The 19,442-nt window shown below is 65.0% G+C and carries 19 protein-coding genes and 1 pseudogene; 11 read left to right on the top strand and 9 right to left on the bottom strand.

Annotated elements, in window-relative coordinates:
• Positions 1-65 precede the first annotated feature (65 nt).
• The 5 genes from ACVISU_RS11650 to ACVISU_RS11630 all read right to left on the bottom strand — a co-directional run bounded on the left by ACVISU_RS11650 (position 66) and on the right by ACVISU_RS11630 (position 6,389).
• Positions 66-1,514, bottom strand: a complete 1,449-nt coding sequence (locus tag ACVISU_RS11650; protein WP_050401663.1) for an aldehyde dehydrogenase family protein — start codon at positions 1,512-1,514, stop codon at positions 66-68.
• A 21-nt stretch (positions 1,515-1,535) separates the two neighbouring features.
• Positions 1,536-2,891, bottom strand: coding sequence for a glucarate dehydratase (gene gudD, locus ACVISU_RS11645; protein WP_456707035.1), 1,356 nt, complete (start codon positions 2,889-2,891; stop codon positions 1,536-1,538).
• Positions 2,892-2,922: 31 nt separating this feature from the next.
• The gene (gene kdgD, locus ACVISU_RS11640) at positions 2,923-3,864 is read right to left on the bottom strand and encodes a 5-dehydro-4-deoxyglucarate dehydratase (RefSeq protein WP_456707034.1); all 942 of its coding nucleotides are present in this window, start codon (positions 3,862-3,864) and stop codon (positions 2,923-2,925) included.
• Between the two features lie 127 nt (positions 3,865-3,991).
• A complete protein-coding gene (locus ACVISU_RS11635; RefSeq protein ID WP_456707033.1) occupies positions 3,992-4,897 on the bottom strand; it encodes a LysR substrate-binding domain-containing protein in 906 nt (301 codons plus the stop codon).
• A 154-nt stretch (positions 4,898-5,051) separates the two neighbouring features.
• A complete protein-coding gene (locus tag ACVISU_RS11630) occupies positions 5,052-6,389 on the bottom strand; it encodes an MFS transporter (protein WP_456707032.1) in 1,338 nt (445 codons plus the stop codon).
• A 212-nt stretch (positions 6,390-6,601) separates the two neighbouring features.
• On the opposite strand from ACVISU_RS11630, the gene ACVISU_RS11625 reads away from it, so the two are divergent.
• Positions 6,602-7,633 (top strand): alpha/beta fold hydrolase, encoded by a 1,032-nt coding sequence (locus ACVISU_RS11625; RefSeq protein ID WP_456707031.1) that lies wholly within the window; start codon positions 6,602-6,604, stop codon positions 7,631-7,633.
• Between the two features lie 14 nt (positions 7,634-7,647).
• A complete protein-coding gene (locus ACVISU_RS11620; RefSeq protein ID WP_456707030.1) occupies positions 7,648-8,598 on the top strand; it encodes a fatty acid desaturase in 951 nt (316 codons plus the stop codon).
• 3 nt (positions 8,599-8,601) lie between these two features.
• On the opposite strand, the gene ACVISU_RS11615 is transcribed toward ACVISU_RS11620, so the two are convergent.
• Positions 8,602-9,213 (bottom strand): TetR/AcrR family transcriptional regulator, encoded by a 612-nt coding sequence (locus tag ACVISU_RS11615; RefSeq protein ID WP_456707029.1) that lies wholly within the window; start codon positions 9,211-9,213, stop codon positions 8,602-8,604.
• Positions 9,214-9,366: 153 nt separating this feature from the next.
• Here ACVISU_RS11615 and ACVISU_RS11610 point away from each other — a divergent pair, with 153 nt between their 5' ends.
• From ACVISU_RS11610 to ACVISU_RS11585, 6 genes and pseudogenes are all read left to right on the top strand, one after another.
• Positions 9,367-10,392: a histone deacetylase family protein gene (locus ACVISU_RS11610; protein ID WP_456707028.1), complete on the top strand. Its 1,026-nt coding sequence runs from the start codon at positions 9,367-9,369 to the stop codon at positions 10,390-10,392.
• A 171-nt stretch (positions 10,393-10,563) separates the two neighbouring features.
• Positions 10,564-10,680, top strand: a pseudogene (locus ACVISU_RS11605) (gfo/Idh/MocA family oxidoreductase); the annotation flags it as partial.
• A 2-nt stretch (positions 10,681-10,682) separates the two neighbouring features.
• Positions 10,683-11,753, top strand: a complete 1,071-nt coding sequence (locus tag ACVISU_RS11600; protein ID WP_456707027.1) for an aldose epimerase family protein — start codon at positions 10,683-10,685, stop codon at positions 11,751-11,753.
• Between the two features lie 35 nt (positions 11,754-11,788).
• Positions 11,789-12,667: an SMP-30/gluconolactonase/LRE family protein gene (locus ACVISU_RS11595; protein WP_456710808.1), complete on the top strand. Its 879-nt coding sequence runs from the start codon at positions 11,789-11,791 to the stop codon at positions 12,665-12,667.
• Positions 12,668-12,724: 57 nt separating this feature from the next.
• Positions 12,725-13,468: a TetR/AcrR family transcriptional regulator gene (locus ACVISU_RS11590; protein ID WP_456707026.1), complete on the top strand. Its 744-nt coding sequence runs from the start codon at positions 12,725-12,727 to the stop codon at positions 13,466-13,468.
• 159 nt (positions 13,469-13,627) lie between these two features.
• Positions 13,628-14,410, top strand: a complete 783-nt coding sequence (locus tag ACVISU_RS11585) for an SDR family NAD(P)-dependent oxidoreductase (RefSeq protein ID WP_050401673.1) — start codon at positions 13,628-13,630, stop codon at positions 14,408-14,410.
• A 185-nt stretch (positions 14,411-14,595) separates the two neighbouring features.
• Here ACVISU_RS11585 and ACVISU_RS11580 read toward each other — a convergent pair whose 3' ends face one another.
• Positions 14,596-15,399 (bottom strand): enoyl-CoA hydratase, encoded by an 804-nt coding sequence (locus ACVISU_RS11580; RefSeq protein ID WP_456707025.1) that lies wholly within the window; start codon positions 15,397-15,399, stop codon positions 14,596-14,598.
• A gap of 377 nt (positions 15,400-15,776) precedes the next feature.
• Here ACVISU_RS11580 and ACVISU_RS11575 point away from each other — a divergent pair, with 377 nt between their 5' ends.
• Positions 15,777-16,430 carry a PilZ domain-containing protein gene (locus ACVISU_RS11575; RefSeq protein WP_456707024.1) on the top strand — a complete coding sequence of 218 codons (654 nt, stop codon included), beginning with the start codon at positions 15,777-15,779 and terminating at the stop codon, positions 16,428-16,430.
• Positions 16,431-16,621: 191 nt separating this feature from the next.
• On the opposite strand, the gene ACVISU_RS11570 is transcribed toward ACVISU_RS11575, so the two are convergent.
• Positions 16,622-16,972: a hypothetical protein gene (locus ACVISU_RS11570; RefSeq protein ID WP_456707023.1), complete on the bottom strand. Its 351-nt coding sequence runs from the start codon at positions 16,970-16,972 to the stop codon at positions 16,622-16,624.
• A gap of 251 nt (positions 16,973-17,223) precedes the next feature.
• Positions 17,224-17,928 carry a hypothetical protein gene (locus ACVISU_RS11565; protein ID WP_456707022.1) on the bottom strand — a complete coding sequence of 235 codons (705 nt, stop codon included), beginning with the start codon at positions 17,926-17,928 and terminating at the stop codon, positions 17,224-17,226.
• Between the two features lie 195 nt (positions 17,929-18,123).
• On the opposite strand from ACVISU_RS11565, the gene ACVISU_RS11560 reads away from it, so the two are divergent.
• Complete coding sequence (locus ACVISU_RS11560) at positions 18,124-18,732, top strand: class I SAM-dependent methyltransferase (protein ID WP_456710807.1); 609 nt, start codon at positions 18,124-18,126, stop codon at positions 18,730-18,732.
• 23 nt (positions 18,733-18,755) lie between these two features.
• Positions 18,756-19,166: a DOPA 4,5-dioxygenase family protein gene (locus tag ACVISU_RS11555; protein WP_050401679.1), complete on the top strand. Its 411-nt coding sequence runs from the start codon at positions 18,756-18,758 to the stop codon at positions 19,164-19,166.
• The last annotated feature ends 276 nt before the right edge of the window (positions 19,167-19,442 follow it).

Genomic DNA, 19,442 nt, shown 5'->3' with positions numbered 1-19,442 from the left:
ACCCGCCATGCTTGGTGTGCGGTGCCGATGGTGGATTGCGCTGACGCTAGTCCACCCTACGATTCTCAACCCGGGAATGTATAGGCCGTCTTCACCGTGGTGTAGAACTCGCGGGCGTAGGCGCCCTGTTCGCGCGCGCCGTAGCTCGAGCCTTTGCGGCCGCCGAACGGCACGTGATAGTCGACGCCGGCGGTCGGCAGATTGACCATCACCATGCCGGCCTCGCTGTTGCGCTTGTAGTGCGAGGCGTATTTCAGGCTCGTGGTGCAGATGCCCGAGGCGAGGCCGAATTCGGTATCGTTGGAGATCGCCAGCGCCTCCTCATAATCCTTGGCGCGGATCACGCAGGCGACCGGTCCGAAGATCTCCTCGCGGGCGATGCGCATCTGGTTGTTGGCCTCGGTGAACAGCGCCGGCTGCAGGTAGAAGCCGGGCGTCTCGCGGTTCAGCAGCTCGCCGCCCCAATGCAAACGGGCGCCTTCGTCCTGGCCGATCTTGATGTAGCGGAGGTCCTGGTCGAGCTGGCTCTGGTCGACCACAGGGCCGACATGCACGCCGCTCTTCAGCGCGTCATCCACCGCAAGCCCCTTCATCCGCTCGGTCATCGCATCGACGAAGCGATCATGAATGCCTGCGGTGACGATCAGGCGCGAAGAGGCCGTGCAGCGCTGGCCGGTCGAGAAATAGGCGCCGTTGACCGCGACCTCGACGGCGACCTTGACGTCGGCGTCGTCGAGCACGACCAGCGGGTTCTTGCCGCCCATCTCGAGCTGGAACTTCTTCATCGGATTGGAGAGCACGCAGGCCTGCGCGATCTTGCGACCGGTCTGCACCGAGCCGGTGAACGAGATCGCGGCAACGTCGGGATGATCGAGCAGCGTCTGGCCGACCACCGAGCCCGAGCCGACCACAAGGTTGAACACGCCGGCCGGAATCCCGGAGCGCGCGATGATCTCGGACAGCGCATGCGCGGAGCCCGGAACCAGCTCGGCCGGCTTGAACACCACCGTGTTGCCGTAGCAGAGCGCCGGCGCGATCTTCCAGGCCGGGATCGCGATCGGGAAATTCCACGGCGTGATCATGCCGACGACGCCGACCGGTTCGCGGGTGATCTCGACATCGAGACCGGGGCGCACCGATGCGCCCTTCTCGCCCATCAGCCGCAGCGCCTCGCCGGCGAAGAACGCGAAGATCTGCCCGGCGCGCGCCACCTCGCCGATGCCCTCGGGGAGCGTCTTGCCTTCCTCGCGCGCCAGCAGGCGGCCGAGCTCTTCCTTGCGGGCGAGGATTTCGACGGAGATTTTGGTCAGGGCGTCGAAGCGCTCCTGCGGAGTCGAGCGCGCCCAGGCCGGGAAGGCGGCCTTCGCCGCGGCGATCGCCTTTTCGGTCTGCGCCTTGTCGGCCTTGGCGTATTCGCCGACCACGTCCTTGGTGTTGGAGGGGTTGATGTCCCGCGTGATGCTTGTTCCGTCGACCCATTCGCCGGCGATGAAGTTCTTCTGGTGAGCGGTCATGTTTCTCTCCAACCTTTCTTGTTAGCGCACGAGGCAGGGACGCTTGTCGTCGAAAGTCCAGCCCGGGATCAGGAACTGCATGGCCAGCGCATCGTCGCGGGCGCCGAGGCCATGCTGCTTGTATAGCGCGTTCGCCGCCTCGATGGCACCGCGATCGAGCTCGATGCCGAGGCCGGGCCGATCCGGCATCGCGATCTTGCCGCCCCTGATCAGCAGCGGCTCCCTGGTCAACGCCTGGCCGTCCTGCCAGATCCAGTGAGTGTCGATCGCGGTCACCTTGCCGGGCGCGGCGGCGCCGACATGGGTGAACATCGCCAGTGAAATATCGAAATGGTTGTTGGAGTGCGAGCCCCAGGTCAGGCCGTTGTCGCGACAGGTCTGCGCCACCCGCACCGAGCCCTGCATGGTCCAGAAATGCGGATCGGCGAGCGGAATGTCGACCGCGCCGAGCCGCAGCGCGTGGCTGAGCTGGCGCCAGTCGGTCGCGATCATGTTGGTCGCGGTCGGCAGTCCGGTGGCGCGGCGGAACTCGGCCATGATCTCGCGGCCGGAGAAGCCGGCCTCGGCGCCGCAGGGATCCTCGGCATAGGCAAGCACGCCATGCATGTTGCTGCAAAGCCGGATCGCCTCGTCGAGCGACCAGGCGCCGTTCGGGTCGAGCGTGACGCGGGCCTTGGGGAAGCGCTTTGCAATCGCGGTGACGGCCTCGATCTCCTCTTCGCCCCTGAGCACGCCGCCCTTGAGCTTGAAATCGGCGAAGCCGTAATGCGCCTGCGTCGCCTCGGCGAGCCGCACGATCGCCTCCGGCGTCATCGCCGCCTGATGGCGCAGATTGAACCAGTCAGGCTTGCCGGTCTCGCCCTCGACGTAAGGCAGGTTGGTCTTCTGGCGATCGCCGACGAAGAAGAGGTAGCCGAGCGTCTCGACGCTGGCGCGCTGCTGGCCTTCGCCGAGCAAGGCTGCGACCGGGAGATCGAGGTGCTGGCCGAGCAGATCGAGCAGCGCGGATTCCACCGCGGTCACCGCGTGGATGGTGACGCGCAGGTCGAAGGTCTGCTTGCCGCGGCCGCCGGCGTCGCGGTCGGCGAAGGCCTGGCGCATCGAGGCCAAGATGTTGTTGCACCCTCCGATGGTTTGGCCGACCACGAGGTCGCGGGCGTCCTCGAGCGTCTTCCTGATCTTCTCGCCGCCCGGCACCTCGCCGACGCCGGTGTGGCCGGAGTTGTCGGTGAGGATGACGAGGTTGCGGGTGAAGAACGGCGCGTGCGCGCCGCTCAGATTGAGGAGCATGCCGTCGCGGCCGGCGACCGGGATCACCTCCATCGCCGTGACGACGGGGGCGCCGGCAAAGCCGCTGCGGATCGTGTCTTGAATCATCTGCTCCTCCCTTTGTCGTTTGTCGTCCGGCTTATTCCGCCGCCTGCTGGGTCGTGGCCTGCGGCAGCTTCGCCACCAGCGCCGCGAGTTCGGCGATCTCCTGCTCGGTGAGATCGGTCAGCGGCGGCCGCACCGGGCCGGAATCGCGGCCGATCACCTTCATGCCGGCCTTGATGATCGACACTGCGTAGCCCTTCTTGCGATTGCGTATCGCGATCAGCGGCAGGATGAAATCCTTCAACCCCGCATGGATGGTCTGATGATCGCGCCGGCGCACCGCGGCGTAGAACCTGGTGGCGAATTCCGGCACGAAGTTGAACACCGCCGACGAATAGGTCGTCACACCCATGTCGAGATAGGGCAGCGCGAAGGTTTCCGCCGTCGGCAGGCCGCCGATATAGGTCAGGCGGTCGCCGAGCTTGGTGTAGACGCGGGTCATCAGCTCGATGTCGCCGATGCCGTCCTTGTAGCCGACGAGGTTCGGGCAGCGCTCGCACAGCCGCGCCAGCGCATCGGGCTGCAGGATCGCATTGTCGCGATTGTAGACGATGACGCCGATCTTCACCGACGAGCACACCGCCTCGACATGGGCGGCAAGGCCGTCCTGCTCGGCATGGGTGAGATAAGGCGGCAGCAGCAAGAGGCCGTCGGCGCCCGCCTTCTCGGCACCGATTGCGATCTCGCGCGCAATCGCGGTGCCGTAGCCGGTGCCGGCCAGCACGGGAACGCGGCCCTTGGTCTCGTCGACCGCGATCTTCACGACATGGGGAACTTCAGCCGGCGTCAGCGAGAAGAACTCGCCGGTGCCGCCGGCGGCGAACAGGCCGGCGACGTCATAGCCGCACAGCCAGTCCATGTTGGCGCGATAGGTCGCCTCGTCGAACGAATAGTCAGGCTTGAACGGGGTCACGGGAAAAGACAGGAGGCCGCTACCGATTCTGGCAGCCATCTCCTGAGGGGTCATCTTGCTCATGGCGCCACTCCTCGAATGACATTGGGATAAGGGATGCGCGAGCAGCGCGCGTCCATGGCCGATTTCTTAAGGGCAGCTTCGATGCACGTCCAAGCCAATCGCGGTATCGAGCGATGCGCAATCTGCATCAATCGCCGCGCAAATGCGGGGCCGCGAGTTCGCTTGCGATCTCGATCAGGGACGGCAGCAACTGGTTCTCGTGATCGCGCCGCCATACCATGAACAACTCGACCGGCACGGGCGTGCGCAGCTTCAGTGGCTTCAGCCGGACGTCGGCGATCTTGAGGCTGGCAGCGGCTTCCGGCACGATCGCGACGCCGAGCCCGGCGCGAACCATCGCGAGGATCGAATGGATCTGGCTGAGATGCTGCACATAGCGCGGCAGCACGTCGGCGCGCGTGAACAGCGATACCAGCAGGTCGTGGAAGTAGCGCGCCTCATAGGGCGAATACATCACGAAGGGCTGCTCGTCGAAATCTTTGATGCTGACGGTGCCGGCTGTGGCCAGCGGATGCTTCTTCGGGATCGCAGCGAGCAGCGGTTCGGCCACGACGCGCCGGCTGGCGAATTCCGGCCGCGCGATCGGCGGGCGCAACAGGCCGGCATCGATCTGACCGGTGGTGAGCGCCTCGAACTGATCGCCGGACACCATCTCTTTCAGGGAAAAATCGACCTCGGGCAGGCGGGAACGGGCGGCTGCGATCAGATCGGGCAGGAAGCCGTAAGCGGCGGCGGCCGTGAAGCCGATCTTGAGCGAGCCGGTCTTGCCGAGCGCGATGCGGCGGGCGACTTGCGAAGCGGATTCTGCGAGCTTGAGGATGCGCCGCGCCTCTGGCAGGAAACTGCGTCCCGCCGGGGTCAGCCGCACCGAACGGCTGGTCCGCTCCAGCAGCGGCGCGTCGATGATGTGCTCGAGCACCTGGATCTGCCGGCTGAGCGGCGGCTGCGTCATGTTGAGCCGCGCCGCGGCGCGGCCGAAGTGCAATTCCTCGGCCACGGTGACGAAACAGCGGAGCTGGTTCAGGTCGAACATCGATGCTAGCCTGGAATGGATCGGTCGAGGATTTGTTCGTTCTAGCATCGATGCCTCCCACTGGCCAAGAAGACGAACAAGCAGACAAAGACGGCGGCCGAAGCCAGTTGATCTGTTGTTGCAACTCGCGGCAGCCTTATTGCCTAGACTTTGCTCAGGCCGCCTTCAGCTGCACCCGCTTGATCTCGCCGACGATGAACAGATAGGCGATCGCCGCGACCAGCGCGTTGGCGCCGACGAACACCAGCGCGCCGTTGAACGAGCCGGTGGCGGCGAGGATGTAGCCGATGATGATCGGCGTCGTGATCGAGGACAGATTGCCGAAGGTGTTGAACAACCCGCCGGAGACGCCGCCGGCCTCCTTCGGTGAGGTGTCGGAGACGACAGCCCAGCCGAGTGCGCCGATGCCCTTGCCGAAGAAGGCGAGCGCCATGAAGCCGACCACCAGCGCCTGGCTGTTGACATAGTTGCAGGCGATGATCGTCATCGACAGCAGCATGCCGCCGACGATCGGGATCTTGCGCGCCATGGTCAACGAGCCGGTGCGGCGCAAGAGGTAGTCCGAGATCACGCCGCCGAGCACGCCGCCGATAAAGCCGCACAGCGCCGGCAATGTCGCGACGAAGCCGGCCTGCAGGATCGACAGGCCGCGTTCCTTTACCAGATAGACCGGGAACCAGGTCAGGAAGAAGTAGGTCAGCGTGTTGATGCAGTACTGGCCGATATAGACGCCGAGCATCATCCGGTTGGCGAGCAACTGGCGGATATGATCCCAACTCGGGCCGCCGACCTGGGTCTTGCCGGTCTTGGCGGCATCCATGTCGACCAGCGCGCCGCCCTCTTTGATGTAGTCGAACTCGGCCTCGTTGATCGCGGGATGGTCCTTCGGCTCGTAGATCGTCTTGATCCAGGCGATACCCATCACGACGCCGAGCCCGCCCATCACGTAGAACACGTGGCGCCAGCCATATTCGTGCGCGATCCAGCCCATCAGCGGCGCGAAGATCACGGTCGCGAAATACTGTCCGGAGTTAAAGAACGCCGATGCGGTGCCGCGCTCATTGCCGGGGAACCAGGCCGCGACGATGCGGGCATTGGCCGGGAACGATGGCGCTTCGGCAAAGCCGACCAGGAAGCGCAGCGCGAACAGCGCCAGTACGGCCGCGCCGGCCGACAGGAACCCGACCAGGCCTTGCATCGCGGTGAAGATCGACCAGACGATGATGCTGATCGCATAGACCCATTTGGAGCCATAGCGGTCGAGCAGCCAGCCGCACGGCACCTGCGCGATTACATAGGACCAGCCGAACGCCGAGAACACGTAGCCCATCGCGACGGGGTCGAGATGCAATTCCTTGGAGAGCGCAGGGCCGGCGATCGAGAGCGTGGCGCGATCGGCATAGTTCACGGTGGTGACGAGGAACAGCATCGTCACGATCAACAGCCGGACGCGGGATCGCCGCGCGTCCGTGGCGGACACAATTGCGCTCATTCGCGCCTCCTTGGAAATTTCCTCGGGGTCTGTCCTAGAGAGATGACGGCAATGGGTCCAAGCCGAAACGGGTATTGATCGATGCCGATTTTGAATGGATCGGCCCGGTGTCATTCCACCTTCGTCGCTCTTGCTTCGGTTCCAGATTAATGTACTATTAGTACAGTTATTGGGGCGCGGCGTTTGCGCCCGCCTTTCGAGGTCGAATGCGCATGACCACGCAACGCGACTATGAGGTGTTCGAGGCAGGCAGGGTGACCTTGCAGGGCGGCGCGGTGTTTCCGCAGCTTGCGCTCGCCTACAAGACTTACGGCACGTTGAATGCGGCCAGGGACAACGTCATCCTCTATCCGACGTCGTTCGCCGCACAGCACACCGACATCGAATGGCTGGTGCAGCCGGGCGGGGCACTCGATCCCGCGCGCTATTTCATCGTCATCGCGAATCTGTTCGGCAACGGCCTGTCGTCCTCGCCGTCGAATTCGAGCGAGGTGCTCGGCGGCGCACCGTTTCCAGACTTCACCTATCATGACGCCGTCGCTATCCAGCGGCGGCTGCTCGTCGAGCGGTTCGGCGTGACCAAGCTCGCACTGGTCTATGGCTGGTCGATGGGCGGCATGCAGGCCTATCACTGGGCCGCGCGCTATCCTGACATGGTCGAACGCGCGGCGGTGGTCTGCGGCAGCGCGAGGTGCTCGCCGTATAATCATGTCTTCCTCGAAGGCGTGAAGGCCGCGCTGACCGCCGATCCGGCCTACCAGGATGGCCGCTTCGTCACCAGGCCGGCAGCAGGCCTTCGCGCGATGGGGCGCGTCTATGCCGGCTGGGCGATGTCGCACGCGTTTTTTCGCGAGGAAGCCTGGCGCGGGGCCGGCTTCAACTCGTTGGAGGACTACCTCGCGGGATCGTGGGATGGTGCTTTCGCGCGGCGCGACGCGAACAATCTGCTGGCGCAGATCGCGATCTGGCAGGCCGGCGATATCAGCCGCTGCAACGAATTCGGCGGCGACTTCGACCGTGCGCTGGCGGCGATCAAGGCGTATGTGCTGCTGATGCCCGGCCGCGCCGACCGCTATTTCGACCCGCGCGACAACGCGGATGAGCTTGGACGCCTCGTCAATGCCCGCTCCGCGGCGCTGCACGCGATCCCATCGATCCATGGGCACCGCGCCGGCAATCCCGTCAACAACGCCGAAGACCACGACTTCATCAACGCCGAAATCTCGGCGCTCCTGCAACGCTAATATGTGAGACCGCTATGAGCACCGCAGAAACCAGTGATGCCGGGCCTCGCCTCAAGCCGCTCAGCCCCCTGACCTTGCGCGAGCTGTCGACCAGGTCGAACCTTGCCGGCGCGGTGCGCGGGGCAAGCCACTACGGGATGATCGTCATCGTCGGCGCGCTGATCTCGTTGATCTCGTCGCGTTATGGTCTCGTCTGGGCGCTGCCGCTGATGGCCATCCAGGGTTACTTCGTCGCATTCCTGTTCATGGTGGTGCACGAGACTGCGCACAAGACGGCGTTCCGCAGTCACGCACTCAATCTTGTGGTCGGCAACCTGTCCGCCTTCATGATCGGATTGCCCTACCAATATTACTGCCTGTTTCACTGGGACCATCACCGCTACACCCAGGATCCGGAGAAGGATCCGGAGCTGATCGTCGGCCCCAAGCCCGCGTCGGACACCCAGCTCGCGATCGCCTATTCGGGACTGCTGCAGGTGCTGGTCCGGATTCGCCTGATGTTCCGGCATGCACTCACCGGGAAGGTGATCGTGCCGTGGATTCCGCAGCACAAGCGCGCCGCGATCGTGCTGGAGGCAAGGCTCTACCTCGCCGGTTATCTGCTGTTGCTCGTGGCATCGCTTGCGCTGCACAGCGCGATCCTGCTCTGGGTCTGGATCGTGCCGCTGCTGGCCGGCCAGCTCATCCTGCGCCCGTATCTTTACGCCGAGCACACCGGTTGCGAGCGGACGCGGAGTGCGTTCGAGAACACCCGCACCACGATGACCGGCCGGATCATGAAATGGTTCGCCTGGAACATGCCCTATCATGTCGAGCATCATGCCTATCCGACGGTGCCGTTCCATGCTTTGCCGAAGCTGAACGCGATCGTCGACGGCCACATCGTCTATCGCGGTCGCAACTACCGCGCCGTGACACGCGAGACCTGGGCCTGGTTCCGCCGTCAGCGGCAACGCTCCGCTTGATATTCAAGCCTCGGCGTGTGGCCGAAGCACCAGATTGACGAGATTGCGGGCATAGGCCGGCGTCAGCGGCCTGATGCCGAAGACATAGCGGTAGAACAGGCTGCCATACATCGCGTCGTAGATGTCGCTGGGCACGCCAGGCGCGCCGATGCTGCCGTCCTTCTGGCCGGCGGCGATGATTTTCAGCATCCTGGCGCGGCGAAGGCCGAGGTAGCGCTCATAAAACAGTTCGGCCGTGCCGGTCTGCGAAATGCATTCCGAGATCACCGCGAGCTGCACCCGTCCGAACTCGCCCTGCAAGGCCTCGACATAGGTCGCGACGTGCCGGCGGATGCGGGCCACCGGATTGCCCGCTTCGGGCAGCGGCACTGCGCGCGAGGCCTGGTCGAGGAAGGCATCGATCAGCAAGGCTTCGCGCGACGGCCACCATTTGTAGATCGTCATCTTCGAGACGTTGGAGTGTCTCGCGATCGCGTCGATGGTGGTGGCGGCAAGGCCCGTGGTTGCCATCAGCGTATAGGCGCTGTGCAGGATCGCGGCCGTGGTCGCGGCGGAGCGCGGCCGGCCGCGCCGTCCCGTCGTCGTATCCTCCGTCTCCGCCTTGCTTGCCGCCATGGCCGGGATTGGTGTCCTGCGTGCTTGAATCAGTGCGTTGCCTGCGGACATAGCATGAAATCGCGCGCTGTTTCAGATCATCGCGGCCGCTGATACTGTACAATTCGCCAGCGAAGGCTCAGCTCAATTGCCCCCATCGAACAGGAGTATCCCGTGAAGGCCGTCTACAGTGATCTGCACCGCAGCCATGATCCGCAATTCTTCCTGGTCCGCGGTGTGGTCCAGCGCACCACGGAGCAGCCTGAGCGCGCCGATCGCCTGCTGGCGGGCCTGAAGGCCGGCAAGCACTCGCTGATCGAACCGACCAAATTCGGGCAGGGGCCGCGGGCGCGCGTGCACAGTCCGGAATATCTGAGCTTTCTTGCTGACGCCTGGGACGAATGGTCGGCACTCGGCAACGCCGGGCCGGAGATGATCGCGAACATGCACCCGGTGCGCAACGCCGGCACCTATCCCACCCACATCGTAGGCAAGCTCGGTTGGCACACGGTCGACACCGCGGCGCCGATCGGCCCCGGCACCTGGGCCGGCGCCTGCGCCTCGAGCGACGTCGCAGTCACCGCGGCGCAGATGGTGCTCGATGGCGAGGATGCCGTCTACGCGCTGTGCCGTCCGCCGGGCCACCATGCCTATCGCGATCTCGCCGGCGGCTTCTGCTTCCTCAACAACAGTGCGATCGCGGCCGAACATCTGCGCCAGAAGCACGAGCGCGTCGCGATCCTCGATGTCGACGTGCATCACGGCAACGGCACGCAGGGCATCTTCTACGAGCGGGGCGACGTCTTCACCGTCTCGATCCACGCCGACCCGTCGTTCTTCTACCCCTTCGTCTGGGGCCATTCGCATGAGCGCGGCGCCGGGCCCGGTCTTGGCACCAATCTCAACATTCCGCTCGCCAAGGGCACCGGCGACGACGATTACATCAAGGCGCTCGCCGCCGCCGAGAGGGCGATCCGCTCCTTCGCGCCGACCGCGCTGGTGGTCGCGCTCGGGCTCGACGCCTCCGAGAAGGACCCGCTCGCAGGCCTCGCCGTCACCACCGACGGCTTCCGCCGGATCGGCGAGGCGCTCGCCCGGTTCGGCCTGCCGACGGTGCTGGTGCAGGAAGGCGGCTATCTCTCAGACATCCTCGGTGCCAATCTGACGGCGGTGCTCGGCGGATTCGAAGCTGCGCGCTAGCGTGGTTTCGACTGGTGATCGGTCCGCGCGAAAAAGCCTGTCAAGACAACGAATCTGGAGCATCGGTTTTGATCGATCAGGACCGATGCCCCAGCCGCGCGTCGCACAACAAGGCGTCGTGAATTTGCCGGTTTGTAACCAAGGCCGGATCAAGCCGTTGGTATCCCGTTCCGATTCGTCGTGCTGACCTCGGACGGAAAGTCCGAGGTCGACCTCGCGCCCTTGCGGCTCGTCGCCGATAGTTTCATGCTGGGGCGACGGCGCCTTGTCGAGGCGTTCGGGGACTGACCATGACATCAGCCAAAATTGCTCGCGCGCCCTTTGGCAACTTGTCCGACGGCACCGTGGTCGAGCGCGTGACGCTGCGCGGCGAACACGGCTTCGAGGCCAGCATCCTCACTTTCGGCGCCACGCTGCAAGCGCTGCTCGCGCCCGATCGCGGCGGCCATTGCGCCGACGTCGTGCTCGGACATGACGAATTCGAAGGCTACCTCGCTCAGCGCAAATTCTTCGGCGCGACGATCGGGCGCTACGCCAACCGGATCGCCGCCGCGCGCTTCGCGCTCGATGGCGAGACGGTAAATCTCGCCGCCAACAACGGCCCCAATGCGCTGCACGGTGGCCCCCAGGGCTTTGATCGCAAGCTGTGGCGGATTGCCCGGCTCGTCGATCAACCGGGGCCGACGCTGGTGCTGGAGCGCGAAAGCCCGCATGGCGAAGAGGGCTATCCGGGCAATCTTCAGACCCGAGTGACGTATCAGGTGCGCGACCCGGTGGAACTCGCAGTCACGTACGAGGCGACCACCGACCGGCCGACTTGCGTCAACCTCACCAATCACACCTTCTTCAATCTCGACGGCGCGCGTTCAGGCACGCAGATCCTCGATCATCGGCTGACGATCGCCGCAGATCATTTCCTCGCGGTGGACGCCACCGCAATTCCGCTACCGGGGCCGCCGTGGCCGGTTGACGGCACGCCGTTCGACTTCCGCAAGCCGATCGCGATCGGCGCGCGGATCAGAATTAATGATGAGCAGCTGCGGCTCGGCCGCGGCTATGACCATAATTTCTGTCTGGCCTCGGGGACAGGCATTCGCTTCGCCGCGCGGCTCGAGGCACCGCATAGCGGCCGCGTGATGGAGCTGTTCACCGATCAGCCGGGATTGCAGTTCTATTCCGGCAATTTCCTCGACGGTTCGACCGCCGGCAAGGGCGATCGGCTCTATCGCCAATCCGATGCGCTGTGTCTCGAACCGCACGCCTGGCCGGATACGCCGAACCGGCCCGACTTCCCGCCAGCGCGGCTCGATCCCGGGCAGATCTATCGGCGAACTGCAACCTATCGATTCTCGACCATGTGAGTAACGCCATGACCGATCCTGCCGCCGAGCCGCTGATCGAACGGGTCCCGACATCGGTGCTGTCAGCCGAGCGCTGTCACCTCGGCGAGGGCCCGACCTATGACGCAGCGACCGACACCGCCTGGTGGTTCGACATCCGCGAGCGTCGCCTGTTCGAGCATCGTTTTGCCAGCGGCCGCACCGTCATTCACGCGCTGCCGAAAATGGCGAGCGCGCTGGCGCGGATCGACGGCGAGCGGCAGCTGATCCTCACCGAGGATGGGCTTTACGTCCGGCAGGTCGCCGGCGGCCGGCTGGAGCTGTTCGCCGCACTCGAAGCCGACAATCCGGTGACGCGCTCCAACGATGCGCGCGTGCATCCGTCGGGCACCTTCTGGCTCGGGACCATGGGGCGTCAGGCCGAGCATAACGCCGGCGCGATCTACGCGCTGCATCACGGCCGCATCACGCGGCTCTATCCCGGGATCACGATTCCCAACGCGATCTGCTTTTCGCCCGCAGGCGACGTCGGCTACTTCGCCGACACCGCGACCAACGTGCTGTATCGCGTACCGCTGGATCCATCGACGGGATTGCCGACCGGCGAGCCCGTCGACCTGATCAGACATCAGGGCATCGGCGGGATCGACGGCGCGATTGTCGATGCCGATGGAATGATCTGGAACGCGCGCTGGGGCGGTGGCTGTGTCGACGTCTACGATCCCGGCGGCCGGCATTTGCGCTCGCTGAAGGTGCCGGCGAAGCAGTCGAGCTGTCCGGCTTTTGTCGGCCGCGATTTCTCGCGCGTGCTGGTCACCTCGGCCTGGCAGGACATGGACGAGGCGCAGCGCGCAGCCGATCCCGGCCACGGCCAAACCTTCCTGCTCGACGCCGCGGCACGCGGCCGTGCCGAGCCCGACGTCAAGCTCTCCTGAACGCGGCTCGCTGCCGCCTCGTTGACGCGACCTGAATATTTGGACGACAGTACAAATATGGTCCGTAAACCTGCCAGGTCCGGCATCAAGCCCGACGCCAAGGCCACCAGCACCAAGCCGAACATGCGCGAGGCGATCCTCGCCGCGGCGGAGGAGTTGTTCTCGACCTACGGCTTCAACGCCGTCTCGGTGCGCGACATCGCGCAGGCCGCCGGCGCCAATCCCGGCAGCGTGACCTATCACTTCAAGACCAAAGACGGCCTGCTGCTGGAGATCTATCGGCGGCATTGCGGCCCGATGAACCGGCGGCGCTCCGAGCTGCTCGCGGCAGCGCGGCGGGTGCGCGATCTTCAAGACCGGCTGGAGGCGATCGTGCGCGCCTATGTGCTGCCGGCCTTCACCTCGGGCAGCGATCTCGCCGGCGGCGGAACGCAGTTCACGCGGTTGCGCGCGATCATGTCGACCGAAGGCAATGAGGTGGTGCGCAAGATCATCGCGCAGACTTTCGACGACACCAGCCATGCCTTCATCGACGCGATCCATGACAGCCTGCCGCATATTCCGCGCACCGATCTGGTCTGGCGCGGCCACTTCCTGCTCGGCGCGCTGTACTACACGCTGGTGACGCCGGAGCGCGTCTCGCGGCTGTCGCGCGGCAGCGCCGACGGCACCGATGCCGGCCACGCTATCGAGGAGCTGGTACGCGCGACGGTCGCCGCGCTGCAGGCTGCGCCGCTCGATCAACCAACGCCTGTGCCGCGGAAGACCGCAAGCGCGAATCCTGGGCGCGCGCTGACCTGACCCCGCGGAGTTCGTCGCCATGGAGAAACTTCGGCTGCGCACCGTGCTTGGCAATCACCCGCACGTCCAGGCGGTGACGCGCGGAGAATCCGCCGCGTTCCCTGCCGACGCGCAATGCGCTATTGCTCTGCGAACAGCTTTGGTTCTGGAGGCACTCCCATGAAGAATTCCGGCAAGGTCGTCGCCATCACCGGGGCGGCGCGCGGCATCGGCAAGGCCTGCGCGGCGCGCTTCCTGGCCGATGGCGCCAGGGTCGTCATCTCGGATGTCGACGCTGCGGGGCTCGTCCACGCCGCCCAGGAACTCGGACATGAGGATCGGTTGCGGGCGGTCGAGGCCGACGTCAGCAAGCGCGCCGACGTCGATCGCATCGTGGCCACGGCGGTGAAGGAGTTCGGCCGGCTCGACGTCATGGTCAACAACGCCGGCGTCGCGCGCAACCGCGACTTCCTCGACATCAGCGAGGCCGAGTTCGACGACGTGATGGGGATCAACCTCAAGGGGGCGTTCTTCGGCGTTCAGGCCGCAGCCCGCCAGATGATCGCGCAGGGCGGTGGCGGCGTCGTCGTCAACATGTCCTCGGTCAATGCGCTGCTCGCGATCCCCTCGCTTGCGACCTACGCGATGTCCAAGGGTGCGATGAAGCAGCTCACCTCGGTGGCCGCCGTCGCGCTGGCGCCGCACGGCATTCGGGTCGTGGCAGTCGGGCCCGGCACGATCCTGACCGAGATGGTGGCGACCGCGATCTTTTCGTCGGAGGACGCGCGGCGCAGCGTGCTGTCGCGCACCCCCGCGGGGCGCTGCGGCGAGCCGAGCGAAGTTGCCTCGGTGGTGTCGTTCCTCGCCAGCGACGACGCCTCCTACATCACCGGCCAGACCATCTATCCCGACGGCGGGCGGTTGATCCTCAACTACACGGTGCCGGTCAACGAGAAGAAGTAGCGCGCCGCCAAAATATCGAAAACAACCCCATGCACAGTAGCCGCGGGCGGCCTGTGTCGGGGTGCCGGGCCTAATTTGCGGTATTATTTTACTTTTCAGAAACCTCGCGGCATCACCAACTGGATCGCCCGGTTAACCGGGCGATCCAGTAGGCCGCGGCATGCGCGGGTGATAACATCGGATGGCTACCGGCCCTTGAACCGCGGCTTGCGCTTTTCCATGAAGGCGTTGCGGCCTTCGCGGAAATCCGCGCTGTCCATGCAATCGATGCCGATCTGCCTGATCGCGGCCATGTCGCGATCGGCGGGATCCTTCAGCACCTGCGCGATGGTGATCTTGGCGGCCTTGATCGCCAGCGGCGCGTTGGCTGAAATGGTGCGCGCGATCTCCATGGTCGCGTCCCAGAGCTCAGCATCCGGCAGCACGCGGTCGACGAGGCCGATCCGCAGTGCTTCGGCGGAGTCGATCCGCATGCCGGTATACATGATCAGCCGCGCCCAGGACGGGCCGACCAGCGAGACCAGATGGCGCAGCCCGTCATACCCGTAAGCGATGCCGAGCTTGGCGGCGGGAATGCCGAACTGGCCGCTCGTGCCGGAGATACGGATGTCGGTCAGCATCGCGACCTGCATGCCGCCGCCGAGACAGAAGCCGCGGATGCAGGCAATGGTCGGTTTCGGGTAGTCGGCCAGCAGCGCGCGCTGGGCGGCGCTGCGGCGTGAATATTCCTCGGAAGCTGCCGCGTTGTGGCGGGTCTTCTCGAACTGGCTGATATCGGCGCCGGACACGAAGGCCTTGTCGCCGGCGCCGACCAGGATCACGACGCGGACGTCAGGATCGTCACGCAAGGCGGTCAGCGCTTCGCCAAGCCCCTCCCACATCTCCAGCGACATCGCATTGCGCTTGTCGGGGTTGTTGAAGGTGACGACGCCGACGCCGTCGACCACGCTTTGCAGGATCTTGCCGTCGGCGAGCGATTTGTCTGACATATTGAGCCTATGAGTGGCCGGACTGATTTGAGCCGAGGCTAGCAGGCAGTTGCCAGCCGGGGCAGGCGGTTTATGGCACGGCGCGATTGCATCGGCGCGCGGTAACTCTCCCGGTAGTTGCACGGCTCGCGAAATAAACTGCCGCGAAAGGGTTGCGCGATAGACTGTGCACTTTGTGCCAGTTTAACTGTTTCCTAGTGTTTCGACGGTACGACTGTACGCACCTGCGCGCCAGGACCGTTCCCCGACGCGCTGGGGTGCGTGCCGCAGCCTCCCGCTGCCATCGCGCCGGTAGCGGACGTCCCCCACCGGACCGGCAGGCAAGCCGGTCATCCCCGACCTCCGTGCACTCACATCGCCCCGGGCGAGGTTCAGTCGTGTCCGTCGAAAAGTTTCTCAAGCAACGCGCGGTCAGGATCACCGTCAACGGCAGCTACACGTTGCCGAGCTGGTACGATGCGCAGGGCAAGCTGCGCACCTTCGCCTGCCGCACCACGCGCGTCTCGCCGTTCCGGATGATCGTGGACGTGCCTGTCGTCGGCAAGGTCGGCGACCGGCTGACGTCGTATTTCGAGGAGTTCGGCAAGTTCGAAGGCTGCATCACCGACACGATGAGCGGCAGCTTCCTGCTCGAGCTCGAGATGACGCATGCCAGGCGCGAGAAGTTCGCCGACAAGCTGACCTGGATCGAGAAGAAGCAGAAGGATCCGAGCGTCCGCGAGGCGCGCAACAATCCGCGCTTCGTTCCCGTCGCGCCGCATGCCATGCTGACGCTCGCGGACGGCACCATGCAGAGCTGCTTCATCATCGACATGTCGCTGTCGGGCGCGGCAGTGTCCTCCGAGGTGCAGCCGCCGATCGGCATGCCGCTGGCGATCGGCGCCTGCGTCGGGCGCGTTGTCCGGCATCTGCCGAACGGGTTCGCCATCAAGTTCGTCGAGACCTACAAGCAGAGCGAACTGGCGCGCCTGATCGCGCGCAAGTCCAAGGAGCTGCTGGTGGCCTCCGCCGACGCGGATCCGGTTGCCTAGGGCGAGTACTCACAAATCGGGTGCGTGCGTGCGGCAATAGCGAGGACGGAGATATTCTCCAAAGCAGACGTCACCGGCGCCTAGGTGAATGTCCGCAAAGGGCCAAGAGCCGACATGTCGAGAGCGCCCAAGGCGATCTCTGCGCGCACTTCAAATGAACGAGACCAACTGGGGCGGCCTTGGTCTCAGAACTATTTGATCCCCGAAAACCAGAACCCGAAAAGCAGAAGTACGAGCATTGCAGCCTCGACGAAAAAGTAATGTACGGCGTCGGTCAAAGGCCTTTTCTGAACCCAAGCGCCGAGCCGTGACTTCGGGTCACTCAAGGCTCCCCAGGCTACTAAAGCAAAAAAAGCGCCCGTAGCCGCGACCAAGGCGATAAGTGCCGCTATCACCAACCAACCCCAAGCTTGATTTTCCGCGGCATGACCTGCTTGTCGCACCAGAGCAAAGACCACGCCGAACAAGAATAACGACATCCCCCCAAAGATGAGTGAAGCGGCGACGCGGTAGTGCAGCGGGTTATCTGGCATTTTTTTCATCGAAAGCGCTTCGAGTGCGACGCTTCCACGAAGATAGGTCGGAGCCGCACCGATCGGCGTTCACTTAGCAACACAAGAGCGTTATGCCGCGCCGCAAACCGCGTGTTCTCCGCATTGCATCTGATGTCTCCAATGGGTCAAAAAGGCGACTTTCCTTTGGTCGGGCCGCGAGTCCGCTTTCTTAAGTCTCGAACGCGGACAGGATCTATGAGTGCTCACCCTAGCCTGTGGCCGCGCGTCCGTTCCGCGCGTTACGTCAGCTCTTCCGGATCATCCGCCGCGCGCATGCCCGCGATGAGGTCCTCCGTCGCCGTTGCACCGGCGGCCGCGATCGCGATCTCGCGCGCCAGATTGGTGCATTCGGCCCACAGCAGGAAGAACACCAGCGGCGGCCGCTCGCGCGCCTCCAGCAGCTGCCGGCAGCGCTCCGCCGCACCGTCGAGCGCCCACCACTGCCGGGCGACGACCATGACCTTGCGGAAACTTCGCAGCGTGCCGGAGAATTTCTGCGGATCGGCACCGACGATGGTGCCGCAATGGTTCAGCCAGTTCAGCGCAGCGTAGATCGCGATCCCGTAGTCCTCGATCGTGGTGCCGGTGAAATCGACGACGGTCTTGTCGTGTGCGCGCTGGCGCAGGAAGGCGTCGATCATCTCGGGTTGGCGGGCCGGATCGACCAGCAGCGACGTGTCCTGCCGCGGCACCATCGGAATGTAACGCATCGCTTCGAGCCGGGTGTGCTCCCAGATCGCCCTGCTGTCGCCGAGCAGGTCGCCGGGCTTGCGCTTGCAGGCCGGATAGACCAGCACGCCGTTGTCGGCGAGGTCGAGATAGCGCGGCACCACCTTGTCGAGCGCGGCGAGGAACGCCGAGGGATCGGTGAGGCCGCGCAAGTCGCTGGCGGCGTCCTCCGTCTGTGCAGGCTTGTTGCCGCGTGTCCAGCCGAAATTGGCCATCCCCGGACGCCCCGATCTCAACCCGGCCATCAGGTTAGATGGAAAATGCGGCGATGCAAATGCGGCATTTGCTGCGACGCCGCCGTGCGTGTCCGCCGCTGCCGGTTGACGCGGGAGACCGCCGCGCCTAGCTGATGGTTAATGGCGCGCAACGCAACTTGTTGTCGCTTACAGGACGTATCGCCATGACCGCTTCTGATCGACAATCGCTGGCAGGCCGTCTATCTGACCAAGGGCGAGCAGCAGGTAAGCTGGTCGCAGGCCGATCCGCAACCATCGCTGCGTCTGATCGAACAGATCGCACCTCGCCGCGACGCGTCGATCATCGACATCGGCGGCGGGGCCTCGCGCCTCGTCGATGCGCTGCTGGCGAGGGACTTTCATGATCTGACCGTGCTCGATCTCTCGGAAGCTGCGCTGGCGAGCGCGCGGCAACGGATCGGCGCGGCCGGCGCGGCGGTGCGCTGGGTTGCCGACGATGCGACGGCCTGGCAGCCGCAGCAGGCTTTCGACATCTGGCACGATCGTGCGGCGTTTCATTTCCTCGTCGCGGAGGGCGACCGCGCGGCCTATCTCGAAAGGCTGCATCGCGGCGTCAAGGCAGGCGGCCACGCCGTGATCGGCACCTTCGCGCTGGACGGTCCGGAAAAATGCAGCGGCCTGCCGGTGCAACGCTATGATCCGGAAACACTCAGCCGGACCATCGGTCCGGCATTCGAATTGATCGCGCATGAGGCGCACCGGCACGTCACGCCCTGGGGCGCAACGCAGTCGTTCCAGTTCAGTGTGCTGCGGCGCAGGTGACCGGCCGCGGAAGGAGAGGCGAGATGACGGACGGGCCACGGGCGATCGGCGAGATCGCGAGCTATCACGCCCACGTCTATTACGATCCCGCGACCAGCCGGGGCGAGGCCGAACGGCTGCGCAACTGGATCGGCGAGCGCTTCCTGGTCACGCTCGGGCGCTGGCACGACGTCAAGGTCGGCCCGCACGATCAGGCGATGTATCAGGTGGCGTTCGCGGCCGAGCTGTTTGCCACCCTGGTGCCGTGGCTGATGCTGAACCACGGCAGCCTGAGCATCCTGGTCCATCCCAACACGACCAATCCGCGCCGCGATCATCGCGATGATCCGCTCTGGATCGGCACGCCGCTTGCCGTCCATGCCGACAAGCTGCCCGAAGAGGCCGACATGGAGCAGGCGCCGGCCCCGAACACGTCGCCGACATTGCGTCCCTGAGTACTAGAGCGGGATGACGTTAGCTTGAATCGGTTTGGCCTCGGGTTCGGTTTACCTCTCCCCGGCGGGGAGAGGTCGATTTGCGCAGCAAATCGGGTGAGGGGCCGTAACTCCAACGAGGGACCGTAACCCCTCACCCGGCGCTGCGCGCCGACCTCTCCCAAGGGAGAGGTGGACCTCCGATGCCGCTACAATTCAACCTAGTCTCGCTCATGCTTTGGCCCCGGCCGACACGATGGGTAAAGTTTGACGCAATTGCGGTACAGCCAAGTCGTT

The organism is Bradyrhizobium sp. USDA 4452, from assembly GCF_054063575.1.
The sequence above is the reverse complement of the archived record's forward strand: the minus strand, read 5'-3'. Positions and strand labels throughout refer to the sequence as shown.